The sequence below is a fragment of the Micromonospora sp. NPDC050200 genome, assembly GCF_040656135.1.
Taxonomy (GTDB): domain Bacteria; phylum Actinomycetota; class Actinomycetes; order Mycobacteriales; family Micromonosporaceae; genus Micromonospora.
Window position 1 is genome coordinate 38,195 of the sequence record NZ_JBFALG010000019.1, and the last position, 17,055, is coordinate 55,249.

Genomic DNA, 17,055 nt, shown 5'->3' on the forward strand with positions numbered 1-17,055 from the left:
CGTCGAGCGGCGGAGCCGGCCGTTCCCGGCCGGCTCCGCCGTATCGCTCAGACGTTGGCGACCAGCAGGGCCGGCTGCTCGACGCAGTCGGCCACGTGCCGCAGGAAGCCGCCCGCCACGCCACCGTCGCAGACCCGGTGGTCGAAGGTGAGGCTGAGCTGGGTCACCTTGCGCACCGCGAGCTGCCCGTCGACCACCCAGGGCTTGTCCACGATCCGGCCCACCCCGAGCAGGGCCGCCTCCGGGTGGTTGATGATCGGTGTCGAACCGTCCACCCCGAACACCCCGTAGTTGTTGAGGGTGAACGTCCCGCCGGTCAGCCGGGCCGGCGGAAGCGTGCCGGCCCGGGCCGCGGTGGTGGTCTCCGCCAGCGCGGCGGCCAACTCCCGGGTGGTGAGCCGCTGGGCGTCGCGCAGCACCGGGACGATCAGGCCCCGGTCGGTCTGCGTGGCGATGCCCAGGTGCACCCCGGCCGACTGGACGATTCGCTGGCCCTCGGTGTCGACGCGCGCGTTGAGCTGCGGGAACTTCCGCAGCCCGCTGAGGCAGATCCGGGCCAGCAGAGCCAGGATGCTCACCGGCGCGTCGGGGGTGGCGGCGTTGATGGCCGCCCGGGTCGCCAGCAGCCCGGTGGCGTCCACGTCCACCCAGATGGTCACCTCCGGGATCTCCCGGCGGCTCCGGGAGAGCTTGTCGGCGATCACCTTGCGGATGCCGGTGAGCGGGATGACCACGTCCTGCCCGCCGGCCGGGGCGAGCCCGACGTGCGCCTCGGGCGCGTCCGGCACGGCGGCGAGCCGCGTTGCCGGGGCGGGCTGCGCCGCCTCCACGTCCGCGCGGCGGATCACCCCGCCGGGCCCGGTGCCGCGCAGCGACGCCAGGTCCACGCCACGGTCCTTTGCCAGCCGTCGCACGATCGGCGAGATGACCAGGGCGGACCGGCCGGTGGACGGCCCCGCGCTCCCGCCGGTCGCGGCACCGCCCGCCGGGGCGCTCCCGGCGGCCGGGGCCGGTGCGGCGACCCCGCCCGCGGCAGGACCCGCGACCGGGGCCGGCAGGGCGGCGGTGGGCTCGGGGGCCTGCGCCGGCCGTGGGCGACGCCGGCGCCGACCGGCGCCGGCGTGCCCGGTGCCGTACCCGATCAGCACGTTGCCGGAGCCGGCCCGCTCCTCCTCGCGGTAGGTGGCGTGCCCGGCCGGCTCCCCGCCGCCGTCGAGCGGCGCGATGGTGATCAGGGGTTGGCCGACCGGGCGGACCTCACCCGCCGCGCCGTGCAGGGCCACCACCCGGCCGGCGTACGGGCAGGGCACGTCGACGACCGCCTTGGCGGTCTCCACCTCGACCACGCTCTGGTCCACCGTGACCACGTCGCCCACGGCGACCCGCCACTCGACGATCTCGGCCTCGCTCAGCCCCTCGCCCAGGTCGGGCAGGAGGAAGACCTGTGTCCGCTCGATGGTGGTCACGCGGCGCTCCCCTGGGACAGCCAACGCGCGTCGGGCTGGTCGTCCCACTGCAGGCGGGCCACCGTGTCCAGCACCCGGTCCACCGAGGGCAGGTGGGTGTGCTCCAGCATCGGCGCCGGGTACGGGATGTCCAGCCCGGACACCCGCAGCACCGGGGCGTGCAGGGCGTGGAAGCAGCGCTCCTGCACCCGGGCGGCGATCTCCGCGCCGACGCCGGCGAAGCCCTGCGCCTCCTGGATCACCACACACCGGCCGGTCTTCCGGACCGAGGCGGTGACCGTCTCGTCGTCGAACGGCACGATGGTGCGCACGTCCACGACCTCGAGGTCCCAGCCCTCCTCGCGGGCGGCCTCGGCGGCCTCCAGCGCGACCGGCACCGCCGGGCCGTACGCGACCAGGGTGACGTCGGTGCCGGGCCGGCGCACGACCGCGCGACCGAACGGCGCGGTGGTCGCCGGCAGCTCCGCCTCGGCGCTCGAGAAGTAGAGCTTCTTCGGCTCCATGAACACGACCGGGTCCGGGTCGTCGATCGCCTGGCGCAGCAGCGAGTACGCGTCCTCGACGGTGGCCGGGGTGACCACCTTCAGGCCCGGGGTGTGCGCGTAGTACGCCTCGGACGAGTCGCAGTGGTGCTCGACCCCGCCGATGCCGCCGGCGTAGGGCACCCGGATCACGATCGGCACGCTCAGCGCGCCGCGGGTGCGGTTGCGCAGCTTCGCCACGTGCGAGGCGATCTGCTCGAACGCCGGGTACGCGAACGCGTCGAACTGCATCTCCACCACCGGGCGCAGCCCGGACATGGCCAGCCCGACGGCGAAGCCGACGATGCCGGCCTCGGCCAGCGGGGTGTCGAAGCAGCGCTTGTCGCCGAAGCGGGCCTGGAGCCCGTCGGTGATCCGGAAGACGCCGCCGAGCTGCCCGACGTCCTCGCCGAAGACGACCACCCGGTCGTCGGCGAGCAGCGCGTCGGCGAGCGCGGCGTTGAGCGCCTTCGCCATGGTCATGGTGGCCATCAGGCGTCCTCCTCCTCGTCGCGGGCGGCGGCCAGCTCGGCGCGGACCTGCTCGCGCTGCTCGACCAGTTGCGGGGTCGGCTCGGCGTAGACGTGGTCGAAGAGGCTGAGCGGGTCGACCGTGGGCTGGGCGTTCATCCGGTCGCGCAGGTCCGCGGCGTACGCCTCGGCCTCCTCGGCGATCGCCGCGACCGCCGCGTCGTCGAGCACCTCGCGGGCCCGCAGGCACGCGTCCAGCCGGGCGACCGGGTCGCGGTCGCGCCAGGCCTCGACCTCGTCGGCGTCGCGGTACCGGGTGGCGTCGTCGGCGTTGGTGTGCGGCTCCATCCGGTAGGTGTGCGCCTCGACCAGGAACGGGCCGTGACCGGCGCGGGCGTGCGCCACGGCGCGGGTGAGCACCGCCAGCACCGCCACCGGGTCGTTGCCGTCGACCTGCTCGCTGGGCACGCCGTAGCCGACCCCCTTGTACGCCAGGCTCGGCGCGGCGGTCTGCCGGGACAGCGGCACGCTGATGGCGTACTTGTTGTTCTGCACGAAGTAGACGACCGGGGCCTTGAACACGGCGGCGAAGTTGACCCCCTCGTGGAAGTCGCCCTCGCTGGTGGCGCCGTCACCGATGAACGCCAGCGCCACGGTGTCCCGGCCCTGGTACGACTCGCCGTAGGCCAGCCCGGCGGCGTGCACGCACTGGGTTGCGAGGGGGGTGCACTGCGGCGCGGTGTGCCGCTGCGCCGGGTCGTACCCGCAGTGCCAGTCGCCGCGCAGCAGGGTGAGCACCTCGACCGGGTCGATGCCCCGGGCGGTCAGTGCCATCGACTCGCGGTAGGTGGGGAACACCCAGTCGGTGTCGCGCAGCGCGAGGATCCCGCCGACCTGGCAGGCCTCCTGGCCGCGGGCGGACGGGTAGACGGCGAGCCGGCCCTGCTTGGTCAGCGCGGTGGCCTGGGTGTCGAAGCGCCGACCGATGACCATCCGGCGGTACATCTCGCGCAGCGCCTCGACGGGCGGCTCGGGGTAGTCGGCCCGGGCCGGCAGCGGGGTGCCGTCCGGGTCGAGCAGTCGGACCGGCTCGGGCTGCGGGAGCAGGCCGGCGGACGGGTCGGGCGCGGCCGGGGTGGCCGGCCGGCGGGTGCGCGGGGATGCCCTGCGGACCGCCTGGGGTGTAGTCGTCACGGCGGGGACCTCCTGGACGTGTGGTTGCCTTATGCTCCTGCCGTCGGATGATTGACTCAAGATGCGCGATGAACGTGGGATGAATGGCATCCCGAGGGGGCTGATGTGAGCCAGGAGACCAGCCCGGAGCCGGGCGGCCCGGGCGGGACGGGACGTTCGGTCGGTCCGCTGGACGAGGTGGACCGGCGGATCCTCGACGAACTGGTCCGCGACGGCCGGCTCTCCATCCGTACGCTGGCAGAACGCGTGCACGTCTCGCGCACCAACGCGTACGCCCGGGTCGAGCGGCTGCTGCGCGACGGGGTGATCACCGGGTTCCGGGCGCAGGTGGCGCCGGAGCCGGCCGGGCTGGGCACCTCGGCGTACCTCGCGCTGACCATCGAGCAGAACACCTGGCGGGAGGTGTCGGCGGAGCTGGCCCGGGTGCGCTACGTCGAACATGTCGCGCTGCTCAGCGGCGAGCACGACGTCCTCGCCCTGGTCCGCGCGCCCGACAACGCCACCCTGCGGGACGTGGTGCTGGACCGGGTGCAGGGCATCGCCGGTGTGCTCTCCACCCGCAGCTGGCTGGTCTTCGAGGAGTTCGCCGGCGCGCAGACCCCCTGGCGGTGACCCCTCAGCGCTCCGGCGGGGCCGCCAGCCCCTCCCGATCGGCCAGCTCCAGCAGCGGTTCCAGCGAGAAGCGCCGCTCGTCCAGGCCGGCGTGCGGGTCGCCCCGCCCGGCGAACCGGGCCGGCATGCTCACCACGTCGAAGTCCTCGGGCCGGGCGTCGTCCAGCTCCGACCAGTCCAACGGCGCGGAGACCAGCGCCGCCGGGGTGGGCCGGATGGAGTACGCCGAGGTCATGGTGTGGTCGCGGGCCATCTGGTTGTAGTCGACGAAGACCGGTCGGTCCCGCTGCTCCCGCCACCAGGTGGTGGTGACCAGGTCGGGCCGGCGGCGCTGCATCTCCCGGCCCAGCGCCAGCACCGCGCGCCGGCACTCGCCGAAACTCCACCTCGGCTCGATCGACAGGTAGACGTGCAGGCCCCGCCCGCCGGTGGTCTTCGGGCAGCCGACCAGCCCCAGCTCGTCGAGGAAGGCGTGGACCTCGCGCGCCACCGGCACCACCTGGTCGAAGCCGACGCCCGGCATCGGGTCGAGGTCGATGCGGAGCTGGTCGGGGCGTTCCACGTCCGCCGCGGAGACCGGCCAGGGGTGGAACCGCAACGTGCCCAGGTTGGCCGCCCAGATGACCACGGCCAGCTCGCTCGGCGCGACCTCGTCGGCCGTCCGCCCGCTCGGGAAGGTGATGTGCGCGGTGCGGACCCAGTCGGGGGCGCCGGCCGGCAGCCGCTTCTGGTAGAAGGCGTCACCGCGGTTGTCCTGCCGGGTGCCGATCTTCGCGCCCTCGAAGACCCCGCGCGGCCAGCGTTCCAGCATGGTCGGCCGGTCCCGCAGCGCGCGCAGGATGCCGTCGCCGACGGCGAGGAAGTAGCGCACCACGTCCAGCTTGGTCAAACCGCGCTCGGGGAAGTAGGGCTTGCCCGGGCTGGAGACCCGGACCAGCCGCTCCCCGACCTGGATCTCCTCCGCCGCCGTCGCCACGACTCACACCGTAACGGCACCGACCGACTCCCGCGCCCGGCTCACCGGGAGTCCACGCGGTGACCGGCACGGGCGGTCGACCGTCGGGTGCAAACCCGGCCCCGGCGTGTGGTGGCCGCCGATTCCGCGGACCGGGGCTTCCGCTCGTAGGCTGCCGGCATGGCGACGTACCTCGACGTGCATCCGGAGAACCCGCAACCACGGACGATCAGCCGGGTGGCCGACCTCGTCCGCCGGGACGGGCTGATCGCCTACCCGACGGACTCGTGCTTCGCGCTCGGCTGCCGGATGGGCAACCGGGACGGCATCGAGCGGATCAGGGAGATCCGCCAGCTCGACAGCCGGCACCATTTCACCCTGGTGTGCCGGGACTTCGCGCAGCTCGGCCAGTTCGTCCAGATCAACAACGCCCTGTTCCGGTCGCTGAAGGCGGCGACCCCCGGCAGCTACACCTTCATCCTGCCGGCGACGAAGGAGGTGCCGCGCCGGCTGCTGCACCCGAAGAAGAAGACCGTGGGGGTCCGCATTCCCGATCACGTGGTGGCGCAGGCGTTGCTGACCGAGCTGGGCGAGCCGCTGGTGTCGAGCACCCTGCTGCTACCCGACGAGGCCGAACCGATGACGCAGGGCTGGGAGATCAAGGAACGGCTCGACCACGCGGTCGACGCGGTGCTCGACTCCGGCGGATGCGGCACCCTGCCCACCACGGTGATCGACTTCTCGCAGGACGAACCGGAGATCGTCCGGCGGGGCGCCGGAGACCCGGCCCGTTTCGAGTAGGGCGACCGCCCCGGCCGCGGCGTGTCCTGGAGCGCGGCGACCGGTGACTCAGGCCGTCTCGGCGTCCAACGACGGTAGGGGCAACCGCACTGCGGTGCTGTCGGCACCGTGGACCGAGTGCTGCGGGGGCGGCCGGTAGCTGTCCGGGGCGCGGGTGTGGAGACGGCCGGCCGGTCCGTTGCGGCGGGTCACCTGGCACGTCACCAGGTGAATGGGCGGCGGCGGTGCGCCGAACCGCCCCGGGCCCCAGCGCACCCATACCGCCACGCGGCCGGCCTCGGCCTCCGCCGTCAACTTGTCCCAGGTACGACGCCGATCGGTGTGGTCGACCTCGACGACGACGGGCGGCCCGTCCGGCCTGGCACACGCCACATCCAGGACGGATCGCTGGTGCGACAGCGGCGGCGGTAACGGCACCACGCTCGGTGCGCGGCGGTAGACCCGCCAGCCCTGGTCACTCGCCCAGGCGGCCACGGCTTCGATGATCCGCGCCGTCACCGCATCGGTGGTCAGGTCGACGAAGGCGAGTCGGGCGAGCGCGCGCCCGAGCGACGCCACCAGCTCTCCGCCGTCCTGCGCGCCGTCCATCGCCGCAGGGTATCGGCCGCCCGTCCGCCTCGGCACACCGCGTTCGCCGCCCGGGTCCAGGCTCACCGGCACTCGGCGGTGGCCAGCAGCCGGATCTGGGCGTCCACCCAGGCCCGGACCGCCTCCTGCCCGGGTGCCGGGCCGAGGGTGGCGGCGAACGACCCGAGCGCCGCCCCGCACCGGTCCAGACCGACGCCGCCGAGGGTCGCCCCGGCCGCCCGGAGCCGGTCGGCGAACCCGGCCGGCAGGTGCCGCAGCCCGCCGTGGGCGGCCTGGGCGAGCAGGCCCAGCCCCGCGCGCAGCGCGGCGTCGACCGCGTCCGGCCGGTCCGCCACCGCGCCGGCGAGCGCGCCGGCGCCGCTCCCACCCGCCAGATCGGGTACGACCACCGTCCGGTCGGCCACCACCGCGAGGGGCTCGATCACCAGCCCACCGGCGCCGCGCCGGACGGTGCCGCTGACGTACCAGGGCGAGCCGTGGGTTCCGGCGAGGACGGCGGCGAGACTGTCCAGGGCACCCGGGCAGACCGACCGGTGCACCGCCGAGACGGTGGCGACGCCACCGGACGGGTCGGCCACCACGGCGTCGAGGCGCTGCTCACCGGCGGCGTACCCGACGGAGCGCACCTCGGCGATCTCCAGCACCCGCACCGACTCGGCGTCGGTACGCGGTCGCAGCAGCCGGGGTGGCAGCTCCACCAGGGCGGCGGCCAGCGCGTCCAGGTCACGGACCAGCAGCCCCGGCGGCAGGTCGGCCCACGAGCCGCCGCCGGGCGAGACAGTCGTACGGGCGATCCGCCCGGCGGCGAACCGGATCCGGCGGGAGGCGCTGCGCACGGCGGACTCGGTGACCACGTTGCCGGCGGCGAGCGCCCCGATCGTGCTGCCGCCGGCCCGCCGGCCGGCGATCGTGTGCCCGGTGAGGCTCTCCCCCTCGACCAGCGGCCAGTCCTGCCGCAGCACCAGCACGCCCGCGCCCGCTGGATGGGCGAGGAAGACCTGCGCGGTCACCTCGCCGGCCAGCTCCCGGACCCGGGCGCCGATGCCGGTCAGCCGCAGCCGCCGCAGCGGCGTCTCGGCGGGTTCGTCGGTGCCGAGCACCCGCTGCATCGGGCTGGCGCCCCGGTTCACCACCGCCCGTCGGCGGGCGGGCAGCTCCGCGAGGACCTCGGCGAGCGCCTCCGGCCGGTAGCGGGCGCTACGGCCGGCGTACGCGTCGAGCTGCGCGGCCAGCTCGTCCAGGGCGAGCAGCGGCCAACGCAGTCCGGCGGCCTCCAGGTCGCGGCGGGCGGCGGCGACGCCGGGGGCCGCCCCGGCGCCGGTGTGCACCGCGCCGGCCAGGAGCACCTCGCCGGCCAGCGCGACCGCCCGGTCCAGTGCCGCGTGGTCGACCTCGGACGTGCCGCCGCCGACCCTCACCTGGCCCTCCCGCCGGCCCGGCTGCTCCCGGTCGGCCACCCGGTACGCCCACACGGCCAGCGCGACCGCCGCCGCGCCGCCGTCGGCCGCGTCGGCGTGCGCGAAGGCGATCTGATGCGGCACCAGGAACCGGACCGTGCCCGAGGGCAGCTCCACCTGCGGCACCGGGTCGGCGGTGGTGGGCCGGCGGACCAGGGCGGTGTAGCCGCGCCGGTGCAGCCGGCCGGCGGCGGCCAGCGCGGCGGCGCCGACGGCCTCGGCGAGCGCCTCGTCGGTGACGTCACCGGGCGACCACATCTCCACCCCGGCCGGTCCCCCCGACGCGACCGCCGGGGTGGGACCGGCCGGCTGGCCGGCTTCACGCGGGGCGGGAGCCGCAACCGCTCCGCCGTCCGGCCCGACTTTCGGCGGCGAGCCCACGTCGGCCGCACCGGCTGCTCCCACCGGCGCGTCGGGGGCCGAGGCGGTCGCGCCGGGCGGTGTGCCGGTGACGCCCGCCGGCACGGTGGTCGCACCGTGCTGTCGTTGGTAGGCCAGGACGAGGACCAGCAGGTGCCGGCAGATGCCCGCCGCGCCGCACGAGCAGCTGCCCGCGCCCAGTCCCCCGGCCGCCGGCAGGCTGCTGCGCACGCCGTCGGGGTGGGTGGCGTGCACCGTGCCGTCGTCGGCGGTGCCGAGAATGGGCCGCTCGCCGCCGTCCACCGCCTTGCCGGCCCGTTTGACCAGGCCCCGGTTGGTGAGGGCGGCGAGCGCCTCCGGGGTGAGCGCCAGCAGGTCGGTACGGTTCACGGCAGCTCCTGACTCGCTCATCGGCCCACGTGGTCGGCGACGAAGGCGGCCAGCTCGCCGGGGGTCATCGCGCCCACCCCGGCACCGACGTCGGCGAGTCGCTGCGCCATGGCCCGGTCGTACGCCGGGTTGGCCTCCTCGTCCAGCGCGGCCAGGCCGAGCACGTGGGTGCCCTGCTCGACCAGTTGCCGGACGCCCCGGACCAGTTGCGCCTCGCTGCCGCCCTCGTAGAAGTCGGTGATCAGCACGAGGATGGTCCGGCGCGGGTTCTCGATCAGTTGCGCCCCGTACGCCACCGCCCGGGCGATGTCGGTGCCGCCGCCGAGCTGCACCTTCATCAGCAGCTCGACCGGGTCGTCCACGTCGGCGGTGAGGTCGACGACCTCGGTGTCGAAGGCGACCAGGTGGGTCCGGACCCCGGGCAGGCCCCAGAGGCAGGCGGCGGTTACCGCGGCGTGGATCACCGAGCCGGTCATCGAGCCGGACTGGTCGACCAGCAGGATCACCTGCCACCGGTCCAGGTGCCGGCGGGTACGCGAGAAGAAGTGCGGGGTGCGCACGTGCAGTCGCCGCTCCTCCGGCCGCCAGTGCGCCAGGTTGGCGTGGATGGTGCGCCGCACGTCGAAGTTGCGGGCCTGCCGGAACCGGCTGGGCCGGCGGACCCGCGCGCCGGAGAAGGACTGCCGCACCTCGGCCGCCATCCGCTCCATCAACTGCCGGACCACCGCCTCGACGATCCGCCGGGCCAGCCGCAGCACCTCCGGGTTCATCAGGTGCTTGGTGCGCAGGACCGCCCGCAGCAGGGTCGGGCTGGGTTCCACCCGGGCCAGCACCTGCGGGTCGGTGACCACGTCGTGGATCTCGTAGCGCTCGACGGCGTCGCGTTCCAACCGCTCCACGGTCTCCCGTGGGAAGAGCCGGGTGATCTCGTCCAGCCAGTCCACGGTGGTCAACGCCGACGGGCCGCTGCCGCCGCGGCGGACGTCGCGGCGGCCCAGCTCCTCGTCGCGCCCGTAGAGCCAGTCCAGCGCGGCATCCCGGGCGGCGGCCTCCGCGCCGAGGGCGCCCAGGCAGTCCTGGGCGGGCTCGCCGAGCACCAGCCGCCACCGTTCCAGGGTCGGATCGGTCATCGGAGGGCTCCTTCCTGGTCGGGCCCGTCGGAGCGCAGTCCCTCGCGGGTGAGCAGCGCGTCGACCTCGGCGTCGAGCGCGCGGGCGCGGGCGACGAGCACCGGGTCGGCGTCGAGACGCAGCAGCGTACGGGCCGACCGAGACGCCCCGTGCAGCTCCAGCACGTGCCGGGCGACGGCCTCCCGCTCCCGGGGCGGGAACCAGCCGAACGCCTGCCGCAGCGCCGGCAGGGCGACCAGGAAGTCGGCCGCGGTCATCGCGCCGAGCAGGCCGTCCAGCACTCCGATCAGCGTCCGGTCGCCGTCGACCACCTCCTCCCGGGCCAGCGCGAAGAGGCCCGCCAGCCAGTCACCGAGCACGGTCGGGGCGGCCACCGCCCGTACCGCGCGGACCGGATCCTCCTCCCCGCCGAGCGACCAGCCGAAGCCGAGGGCGGCGCCGCGCAGGTCGGGCGGGGCGGTCGGGTCGCCGGTGATCCGGCCCATCACCGCCAGCGCCGGCCCGGCGTCGATACCCAGCTCCGGCCCCGCGTACCGCAGCGCGTCGCGCACCGCGACCAGGGCCGCCAGCCGGCCGCGGTCGGCCGGGGCGGTGGCGGCGTGGACGCCCTCGGCGAGCCAGAGCGCGCGGTCGACCGCCGCGACGATCACTGCGGCGAGCGACGCGGCGCCCGCGCTGCCGAGCAGCCGGTCGTGCCGCCACAGCCCCAGGGCCACGGCCAGCGCCCGGCCGAGCGCCGGCAGCTCGGTCACCGCGCCGACCGCGCCGGCGAGGGTCGCGAGGGCCCGCGCGGAGTGCTCCCGCAGACCGGCCAGGGCGGTGTCGAAGAGCAGCGTGGCCAGCTCCGCCACGTCGCCGCCGGTCAGGGTGATCCGCTCCTCGACCAGGGCGGTGGCCGCGTCGAGGACGGTCGGGCCGTACCCGCCGGCCTCGATCACCTCGGCCAGCCGGTCGGGCGCCGGCCGGGCCGACCAGCGCTCGGTGAGCACCGCCTGGGCGCCCACGGTGGGGCCGCCGTCGCGGACGTGGCCGGGGACGCCCAGCAGCCGCAGCCGGTGCAGCAGCCGGCTGCGGTCGAGGTCGGCGGCGTCGGTCAAATCCAGCTGGAGGTCGGCGTCGAGGCTGATGCCGTGCCGGTCCAGCTCGGCGTCGACGTCGCGCACCAGGGGCGGCAGCGGCGTCTGCGGGTGCAGCCGGCCGGTCCGGTCGCCGCCGAGCGCGGCCACCATCTCCACCACCGCCGGGTGGGTGCCGGCGGCGAGCCGCCCCCGGGAGGCCCACGGCAGCGGCTGGTCGAGCGCGTCGGAGACCAGGGCGGAGACCAGCCCGTCCAGCACGTCGGTGCGGGCCGGGTGGGCGTGCCCGCGCAACCGGGCCAGGCCGCCGGCCATGGTCCGGGCGGCGATCAGGTCGGCGGTGGAGACCGGCTGCCGGCGCTGCCGCAGCCGGGTGGCGATCGTCTCCACCAGACCGTCCGCCGCCCGCTGCGGGCCGTCCTCCCAGAGCCGCTGGTAGTAGCCGGGCGAGGGCATGCCCGACTGGTAGCCGTCGAAGGCGTCCAGTCGCTTGAACGAGTACGGCACCAGGTAGCTGCCCGCCACCGCGTCCCGGTCCGGGGCGGGCACCTCCGGCCAGCCGGCCTCGCCGGGACCGTCGGCGACCAGCCGGACCAGCGCCGGCCGGTGGAACCCACCGGTGACCACCAGCACCGGACGACCGCCGGCCCGGGCGCGGGCGGCGCGCACCCAGCGGGACATGTACGCCTCCCGCGCCGCGTCGTCCTCCCCCGCCTCGGACTCCCCGCGCAGCAGGTCGAAGTACGCCGCCAGCCGGTGCGAGATCCCCTCGTCCGGGCCGATCTCGAACAGGTGGTCCCACAGGGCGTCCACGTTGTCCACCGCCAGCGTGGCGCAGAGCCGGGCCACCGCCTCGGCGTACCGCTGGTCGGCGTCGGCGTACCGGTTGCTGCGCCGGGCGAAGGCCGGGTGCCAGGCCGGCAGGTCGATGAAGCGGACGTCCGCCCCGGCGGCCCGTCCGGCGGTCAGCGCCACCCACTCCGGCGAGTACGCACAGAACGGGCTCCACGAGGCGTGCCGTCGGCCCGCGTCCCGGTAGGCGGTGAACACGGCGATCGGCAGCTCGTGGTCGAGCAGCAGCTCGTCCAGCCGGTCGTTGAGGTCGGCCGGCCCCTCCACCAGCACGTACGCCGGGCGAAGCGCCTCGACGGTGGCCGCCACCAGCCGGGCGCAGGCCGGGCTGTGGTGGCGGACCCCGAGGAAGGTGACGCCGGCCGGGTCGGTGGTCGCCATCAGCCGGGCAGCAGGTGCCGGGCGTCGTGCAATGCCCGCCACTGCGCGCCCTTGCGGCGGGACACCTGCTGCTCCAGGTAGCGGCGCAGCCGGACCAGGTCCTCCGCGTCGTCCTTGGCGGCCGTGCCCGCCAGGCAGGCGACCAGGTCGGCGGCGTCGCCCGCCTCGCCGCGCAGGAACCAGCCGCGCAGCCCGACGGCGTGCGCCACCGAGACGGCCTCGGCGGTGCTCATCACCGCCGACAGCCGCTCCATCGCGTCGCCCCGCTCGGTGATCCCGCTACGCAGCTCCCGGAAGGTGGTCACCAGCACCTCCAACACGTCCCGGCGAGGTGGCACGGCGACGCCGGAGCGGCGCAGCAGCTCGCCCGCCTCCGCCTCGACCAACTCCAGCTCGGTGCCGAGATCGGGGATCGGGAAGACCGTCTCGAAGTTGAACCGGCGCTTCAGCGCCGCGCTCATCTCGTTGACGCCCCGGTCCCGGGTGTTCGCCGTGGCGATCACGTTGAAGCCCTCTTGGGCGAAGACCATCGCGTCGGCGCCGGGCAGCTCGGGCACCGCGAGCACCCGGTCCGACAGCGGGGAGAGCAGGCAGTCCTGCACCTCCAGCGGACAGCGGGTGATCTCCTCGAAGCGGACCACCCTGCCCTGCGCCATGCCGCGCAGCAGCGGCGCCGGCACCAGCGCCCGCGGTGACGGGCCGTCGGCGACCAGTAGGGCGTAGTTCCACGAATAGCGGATCTGGTCCTCCGTGGTGGCAGCGCCGCCCTGGATGGTGAGCGTCGAGTCGCCGCTGACGGCGGCGGCCAGCAGTTCGGACAGCAGCGACTTGGCGGTGCCCGGCTCACCGACCAGCATCAGCCCCCGGCTGGTGGCGAGCGCGACCAGGGCGCGGTCGATCAGCGACGGGTCGCCGACGAACTTACGGCGGATGCCGGCCGTCGGGTCGCCGAGGATGAACCGGCGGGCGGCCCGCAGGCTCAGCGCCCAGCCCGGTGGGCGGGGGTCGGCGTCGTCGGCGGCGAGTTTCGCCAGCTCGTCGGCGTGGCGCACCTCGGCCGGGGGCCGCTGGGCCCGCTCGGCGGTGCTGTCGGGCGCGGTCACCGGACCACCTCCGCCAGGTCGCGCAGGATCTCGGAGGCGGTGACCTCGTCGAGGTCGCCGAAGCGGACCTTGCCGCCACGCGCGTACCACTCCCCCTCGGGGCGGTCGTTCACCCAGACGTCCTCGATCTTCTGGTCGGGGAACATGTCGACCATGCCCACCGTGATGCCCGGGTCGATGTTGACCACGATCGCCCGGTTGCCGGGCAGCTCACGCTCCAGCCACGGTTGGACGCCGTTGTCCTGCGCGCCGCTGCGGCGCCAGCCGCGCCGCTCCAGCCCGAGCAGCCGGCCGGTCGGGACGGCGACGCCTGCGTACCGGCTGAGCAGCCGCTCGTCCCGCTCCGCCGGGTCGAGCCGGTGCACTTCGCGGCCGAGCTGGGCGAAGGGCTGGAGGATCTCGTAGTCGGCGAAGAGCTCCGCCCAGGCGGGCAGGTCGTCGCCGAGGTGCAGCGGGTGCGCGATGCCGACGCGCGCGTCGTCCGGCAGCGCGTACGCCTCGTCGTCGACGTCGGCGAGGCTGCGGTCCTCGGCGACCCGGAAGGCGGTGACCGGCGCGCCGGCGTCGTCGAAGGCCGCCCAGACCAGCCGCCGGACGATGTGCCAGAGCAGCGGGTGCGCCAGGAAGTAGCGGCGGAAGTCGGCGGCGGCCCAGCGTCGCTGGCTGACCATGGCCGCCTCGAACCGGCGGATCTGGTCGGCGGCGAGGGTACGCACGTCCTTCTTCAACCCGACGAACCGCCGGTACGCCTCCGGCGCGAGCGCCTGGTCGTCCCGGGCGCCCGGCTTGGGCAGATCCTTGCGACGCGTCCCCGCCCCGTCCACCACGTACGGCTTGAGCTGCTCGTCGAAGCCGACGGTGAACCGGCGCGGGCCGTAGTCGAGGACGAGGCTGCCGTCGGCGTCCAGCCCCAGGTCGGGGACGAGCCGGTCGCCGAGCTGGTCGGCGTCCAGCCCGAGCTCGGCGGCGACGTCGGTGACCTTCTGCGCGGCCCGCTCCCGCAGCCCACGGAACTTCACCTTCTGCGAGATGCCGTGGAGGTGCATCAGCGCCACGTCGGTGCCGATGGCGGCGAGCACGTCGAGGCCGGTGACCGCGCGGGCGTGCCCGCCCTCACCGGGCCAGGCCCGGATCACCGGGGCGAGCCGCCGGGCGGTGGAGTCGTCGCCGATCCAGCCGAGCGCCGCCAGCACCCAGCCCTCCTTCGACGGCGCGCCGGCGGCCTGCCAGCGCTCGAAGAGCGCCCAGCCGAACTCGGCCAGCGAGGCCGGGTCGCAGGCCTCGCGCACCCGGCCGACGCCCGGGTAGAGCTCGCCCGGCTTGGAGATCGCGAGCATCGTGCACAGGTGACGCAGCGCATCGGCGGGCAGCGCCGCCGAGCGGTCGCGCAGCAGCACCGGCGGCAGCAGCACCGGGTCCAGCCACTGCGGCAGGGCCGGGATGCGCGCCGGCAGCTGGTCCAGCGGGTCGGCGTCGAGCACGGCGACCGTGGCGGTGGCGACCGACTCGCTGTACGACCGCGCGACGGCGAGCACCAGCTCCCGATCGTCGGTGGCGACCAGGCGCAGCGCCCGCTCGGCGGCGCGCCGGGCCGGGCCGGGCTCGCCGAGCGCCGCCGGAAGCAGCGCCCGGACGGCGGTGGCCGGGTGCCGCCGGAACCAGGCCAGCGCCGCCGGGCGGGCCGACTTGAGCCGGTCCAGCCAGTCGGCCATCAGGTCGGCGACCTCGCTGGCGGCGTACGGCAGCAGCACATCGCCGGCGCTCTGCGGGGCGCTCCGGGCGACGTGCAGGGCGGTGGGAAGCGCGGCCAGCTCGTGACGCCCGGCCAGGCGGCGGGCCCAGTACTGGGCGCTCCAGGTGTCCTCCGGACGCCAGCTCGGCAGCAACGGTCGGACCAGCTCCTCGGGGGCCCGGGTGAAGAAGGCGATCGCCTCGTGGTCCCGCAGCGTCCCGGCGGCGACCTGCGGGGCGAGGTCGGCGAGGTCCTCGCCGCGTCGCCAGTACGCCAGATACGGGTTCTCGGTGGCCGCCCACCGCTCCCGCTCGCCGGGCAGCCACTGGATCGCCGCCTCGTCCGGCCGGGCCAGCCCCGGCACCACCGGCGGCGCGGTCCGCTGCCGCTTGCCCAGCCAGGGCGGGCTGACCAGCACCGGGGGCAGCCGGTCGGAGTCGGCGGACGCGACGGCCGATCCCTGCTCCGCGCGGACCTGCCCCACCCGCTGCCGCTGCGCCTCGTCGAGCAGCGGCAGCGCGGCCTCGACGGCCGCCGGGTTGGTCATCACGTGCCCGCGCAGCAGGGTGGCCGCCTCCCGGGCTGCCCCGGTGCCGCCCTGCGCCGCGTCGGCGAGCAGCCGCACCCCACGCACCGGGAAGCGCTGGAGCATGTCCAGCACGCCGACTTGGACGTACTTGCGGTCGAGGCGGTCGAGCAGCAGCCGCATCGCCTCGTCGGTGGGGAAGGCGGCGAGCAGCGCGACCAGCCGCTGCCGGCCCGCCGCGTCGAGGTACTCCTCGTCGAACCACTCGGCCAGCAGCGGGGCGAGCGCCGGGCCGACGGTGGCCGCGCCGGCGGTCACCATGGTCGGGTCGTACATGATGGACCAGACGTTGAGGTGGCCGGCCATCCGGGCGAACCGCCCGGCGGTGTCGGCGGAGAGCATCATCAGCTCGGCGAGCAGCGGTTCGCCGACCCGGTCGACGTCCGTCACGTCCTGGGCCAGCCAGGCCGTCTCGGTGGGTAGCAGGAAGGAGGTGACGACCCGGACCGGCAGCGCGGCGTCCCGGTAGTCGGCCAGGGCGGCGCGAGCGGCGGCGTACTCCTCGTCGGTGGCGACGGCGAGGTGCGCCCGGACCCGGCGCAGGACGGCGAGTCTGCCCTCGCGGTAGTCCCAGTCGGCGCGCTCACCGGCGGTGCGGGTGAGCACGCAGGTGCGACCGGCACGGCTGTCCCGGGCGCTGAGCCGCGCCGACTCGACCAGGCCGCAGGCCGCGCCGACCACCCCGTCCGTCGCCACCAGCAGGTCGCCCAGGGTCCGGGCCCGATCGGTGTCCCGCCAGCCGATCTCGTGCGTCACCGCGACCACCAGCGCGCCGGCGCCCAGCGGCGTCCGGTCGCCGGCCCGCCAGGCCCGCAGCGCGTCGACCACCTCGGGGTCGCCGCCGTTGCCGATCAGCCGGTCGATGCCATCGCGCAGCGACTCCAGCAGTTCCTCGCCGGCCCGGCGGGCCTTCGCTCCGGTCGGCAGGGCCGGACCAGGCGCGCCACCGCGCCGGGGCACGAGCGAACGCCGCCACCCCGCGGGCACCACGAAGGTCTCCTCGTCCGGCAGCGGGTCACCGGTGGCGGCGACCGGGTTCGCGCCGGATGCCTCCGCCGGCTCCCCGACGGTGGCGGACGCGGCCGGCGCGGCGATCGAGGCGGACGCGGCCGGCGCGGCCGGCGTTCCGAGGGCGCTGGCGGATTCGACGTACCCCTTACGGAGCTTCTCCGCGATCAGCCGGTCGACGTGCGCAGTGGCCTCGGCGTCGGAGCCGAACTCCCTGACCTGGCTCCGCCCCTGCGTCCCGATCCGTCCATACTCGACGGTCACCGTCGTACCGGCCCGGTCCACCTGCCAGAACTTCGCCGCGCTGCCGCTGGTGTAGTCGAATCTGCGCACGCCGTCTCCTTGATCACCCGCAGTGTGCGGGGACCATAAC

The 17,055-nt window shown here is 75.6% G+C and carries 12 protein-coding genes; 2 read left to right on the forward strand and 10 right to left on the reverse strand.

The features are described from left to right. Nucleotides 1-47 precede the first annotated feature (47 nt). The 3 genes from AB0I41_RS15265 to pdhA are packed head-to-tail and all read right to left on the reverse strand — an operon-like array spanning nucleotide 48 to nucleotide 3,684. Complete coding sequence (locus AB0I41_RS15265) at nucleotides 48-1,466, reverse strand: dihydrolipoamide acetyltransferase family protein (RefSeq protein WP_357106967.1); 1,419 nt, start codon at nucleotides 1,464-1,466, stop codon at nucleotides 48-50. Continuing rightward, a complete protein-coding gene (locus AB0I41_RS15270; RefSeq protein WP_357106969.1) occupies nucleotides 1,463-2,479 on the reverse strand; it encodes an alpha-ketoacid dehydrogenase subunit beta in 1,017 nt (338 codons plus the stop codon). The genes AB0I41_RS15265 and AB0I41_RS15270 overlap by 4 nt, the downstream gene beginning before the upstream one ends. Continuing rightward, nucleotides 2,479-3,684 (reverse strand): pyruvate dehydrogenase (acetyl-transferring) E1 component subunit alpha, encoded by a 1,206-nt coding sequence (gene pdhA, locus AB0I41_RS15275; RefSeq protein WP_357107126.1) that lies wholly within the window; start codon nucleotides 3,682-3,684, stop codon nucleotides 2,479-2,481. The genes AB0I41_RS15270 and pdhA overlap by 1 nt, the downstream gene beginning before the upstream one ends. Nucleotides 3,685-3,756: 72 nt before the next feature. Between pdhA and AB0I41_RS15280 the strand changes: the two genes are divergently transcribed. Then, nucleotides 3,757-4,263, forward strand: coding sequence for an Lrp/AsnC family transcriptional regulator (locus AB0I41_RS15280; RefSeq protein ID WP_357106971.1), 507 nt, complete (start codon nucleotides 3,757-3,759; stop codon nucleotides 4,261-4,263). Nucleotides 4,264-4,267: 4 nt separating this feature from the next. Here the strand turns inward: AB0I41_RS15280 and AB0I41_RS15285 are convergent, their stop codons facing one another. Next, the gene (locus AB0I41_RS15285) at nucleotides 4,268-5,239 is read right to left on the reverse strand and encodes a DNA primase small subunit domain-containing protein (RefSeq protein WP_357106972.1); all 972 of its coding nucleotides are present in this window, start codon (nucleotides 5,237-5,239) and stop codon (nucleotides 4,268-4,270) included. A gap of 159 nt (nucleotides 5,240-5,398) precedes the next feature. On the opposite strand from AB0I41_RS15285, the gene AB0I41_RS15290 reads away from it, so the two are divergent. Continuing rightward, nucleotides 5,399-6,019 (forward strand): L-threonylcarbamoyladenylate synthase, encoded by a 621-nt coding sequence (locus AB0I41_RS15290; protein ID WP_357106975.1) that lies wholly within the window; start codon nucleotides 5,399-5,401, stop codon nucleotides 6,017-6,019. A 48-nt stretch (nucleotides 6,020-6,067) separates the two neighbouring features. Here AB0I41_RS15290 and AB0I41_RS15295 read toward each other — a convergent pair whose 3' ends face one another. The 6 genes from AB0I41_RS15295 to AB0I41_RS15320 form a co-directional block, all read right to left on the reverse strand. Further along, on the reverse strand, nucleotides 6,068-6,607 hold the full coding sequence (locus AB0I41_RS15295) for a hypothetical protein (protein ID WP_357106977.1): 540 nt from the start codon (nucleotides 6,605-6,607) through the stop codon (nucleotides 6,068-6,070). Between the two features lie 62 nt (nucleotides 6,608-6,669). Continuing rightward, entirely contained in the window at nucleotides 6,670-8,835 is a 2,166-nt protein-coding gene (locus AB0I41_RS15300; protein ID WP_357106980.1) for a hypothetical protein, read from the reverse strand. Then, the gene (locus AB0I41_RS15305; protein WP_357106983.1) at nucleotides 8,832-9,944 is read right to left on the reverse strand and encodes a VWA domain-containing protein; all 1,113 of its coding nucleotides are present in this window, start codon (nucleotides 9,942-9,944) and stop codon (nucleotides 8,832-8,834) included. Before AB0I41_RS15305 ends, AB0I41_RS15300 begins: the two co-directional genes overlap by 4 nt. Further along, nucleotides 9,941-12,253, reverse strand: coding sequence for a DUF5682 family protein (locus tag AB0I41_RS15310; RefSeq protein ID WP_357106985.1), 2,313 nt, complete (start codon nucleotides 12,251-12,253; stop codon nucleotides 9,941-9,943). The genes AB0I41_RS15305 and AB0I41_RS15310 overlap by 4 nt, the downstream gene beginning before the upstream one ends. After that, nucleotides 12,253-13,356 carry an AAA family ATPase gene (locus AB0I41_RS15315; RefSeq protein ID WP_357106987.1) on the reverse strand — a complete coding sequence of 368 codons (1,104 nt, stop codon included), beginning with the start codon at nucleotides 13,354-13,356 and terminating at the stop codon, nucleotides 12,253-12,255. Before AB0I41_RS15315 ends, AB0I41_RS15310 begins: the two co-directional genes overlap by 1 nt. Further along, nucleotides 13,353-17,015, reverse strand: coding sequence for a DUF4132 domain-containing protein (locus AB0I41_RS15320; RefSeq protein ID WP_357106990.1), 3,663 nt, complete (start codon nucleotides 17,013-17,015; stop codon nucleotides 13,353-13,355). Before AB0I41_RS15320 ends, AB0I41_RS15315 begins: the two co-directional genes overlap by 4 nt. Between the last annotated feature and the right edge of the window lie 40 nt (nucleotides 17,016-17,055).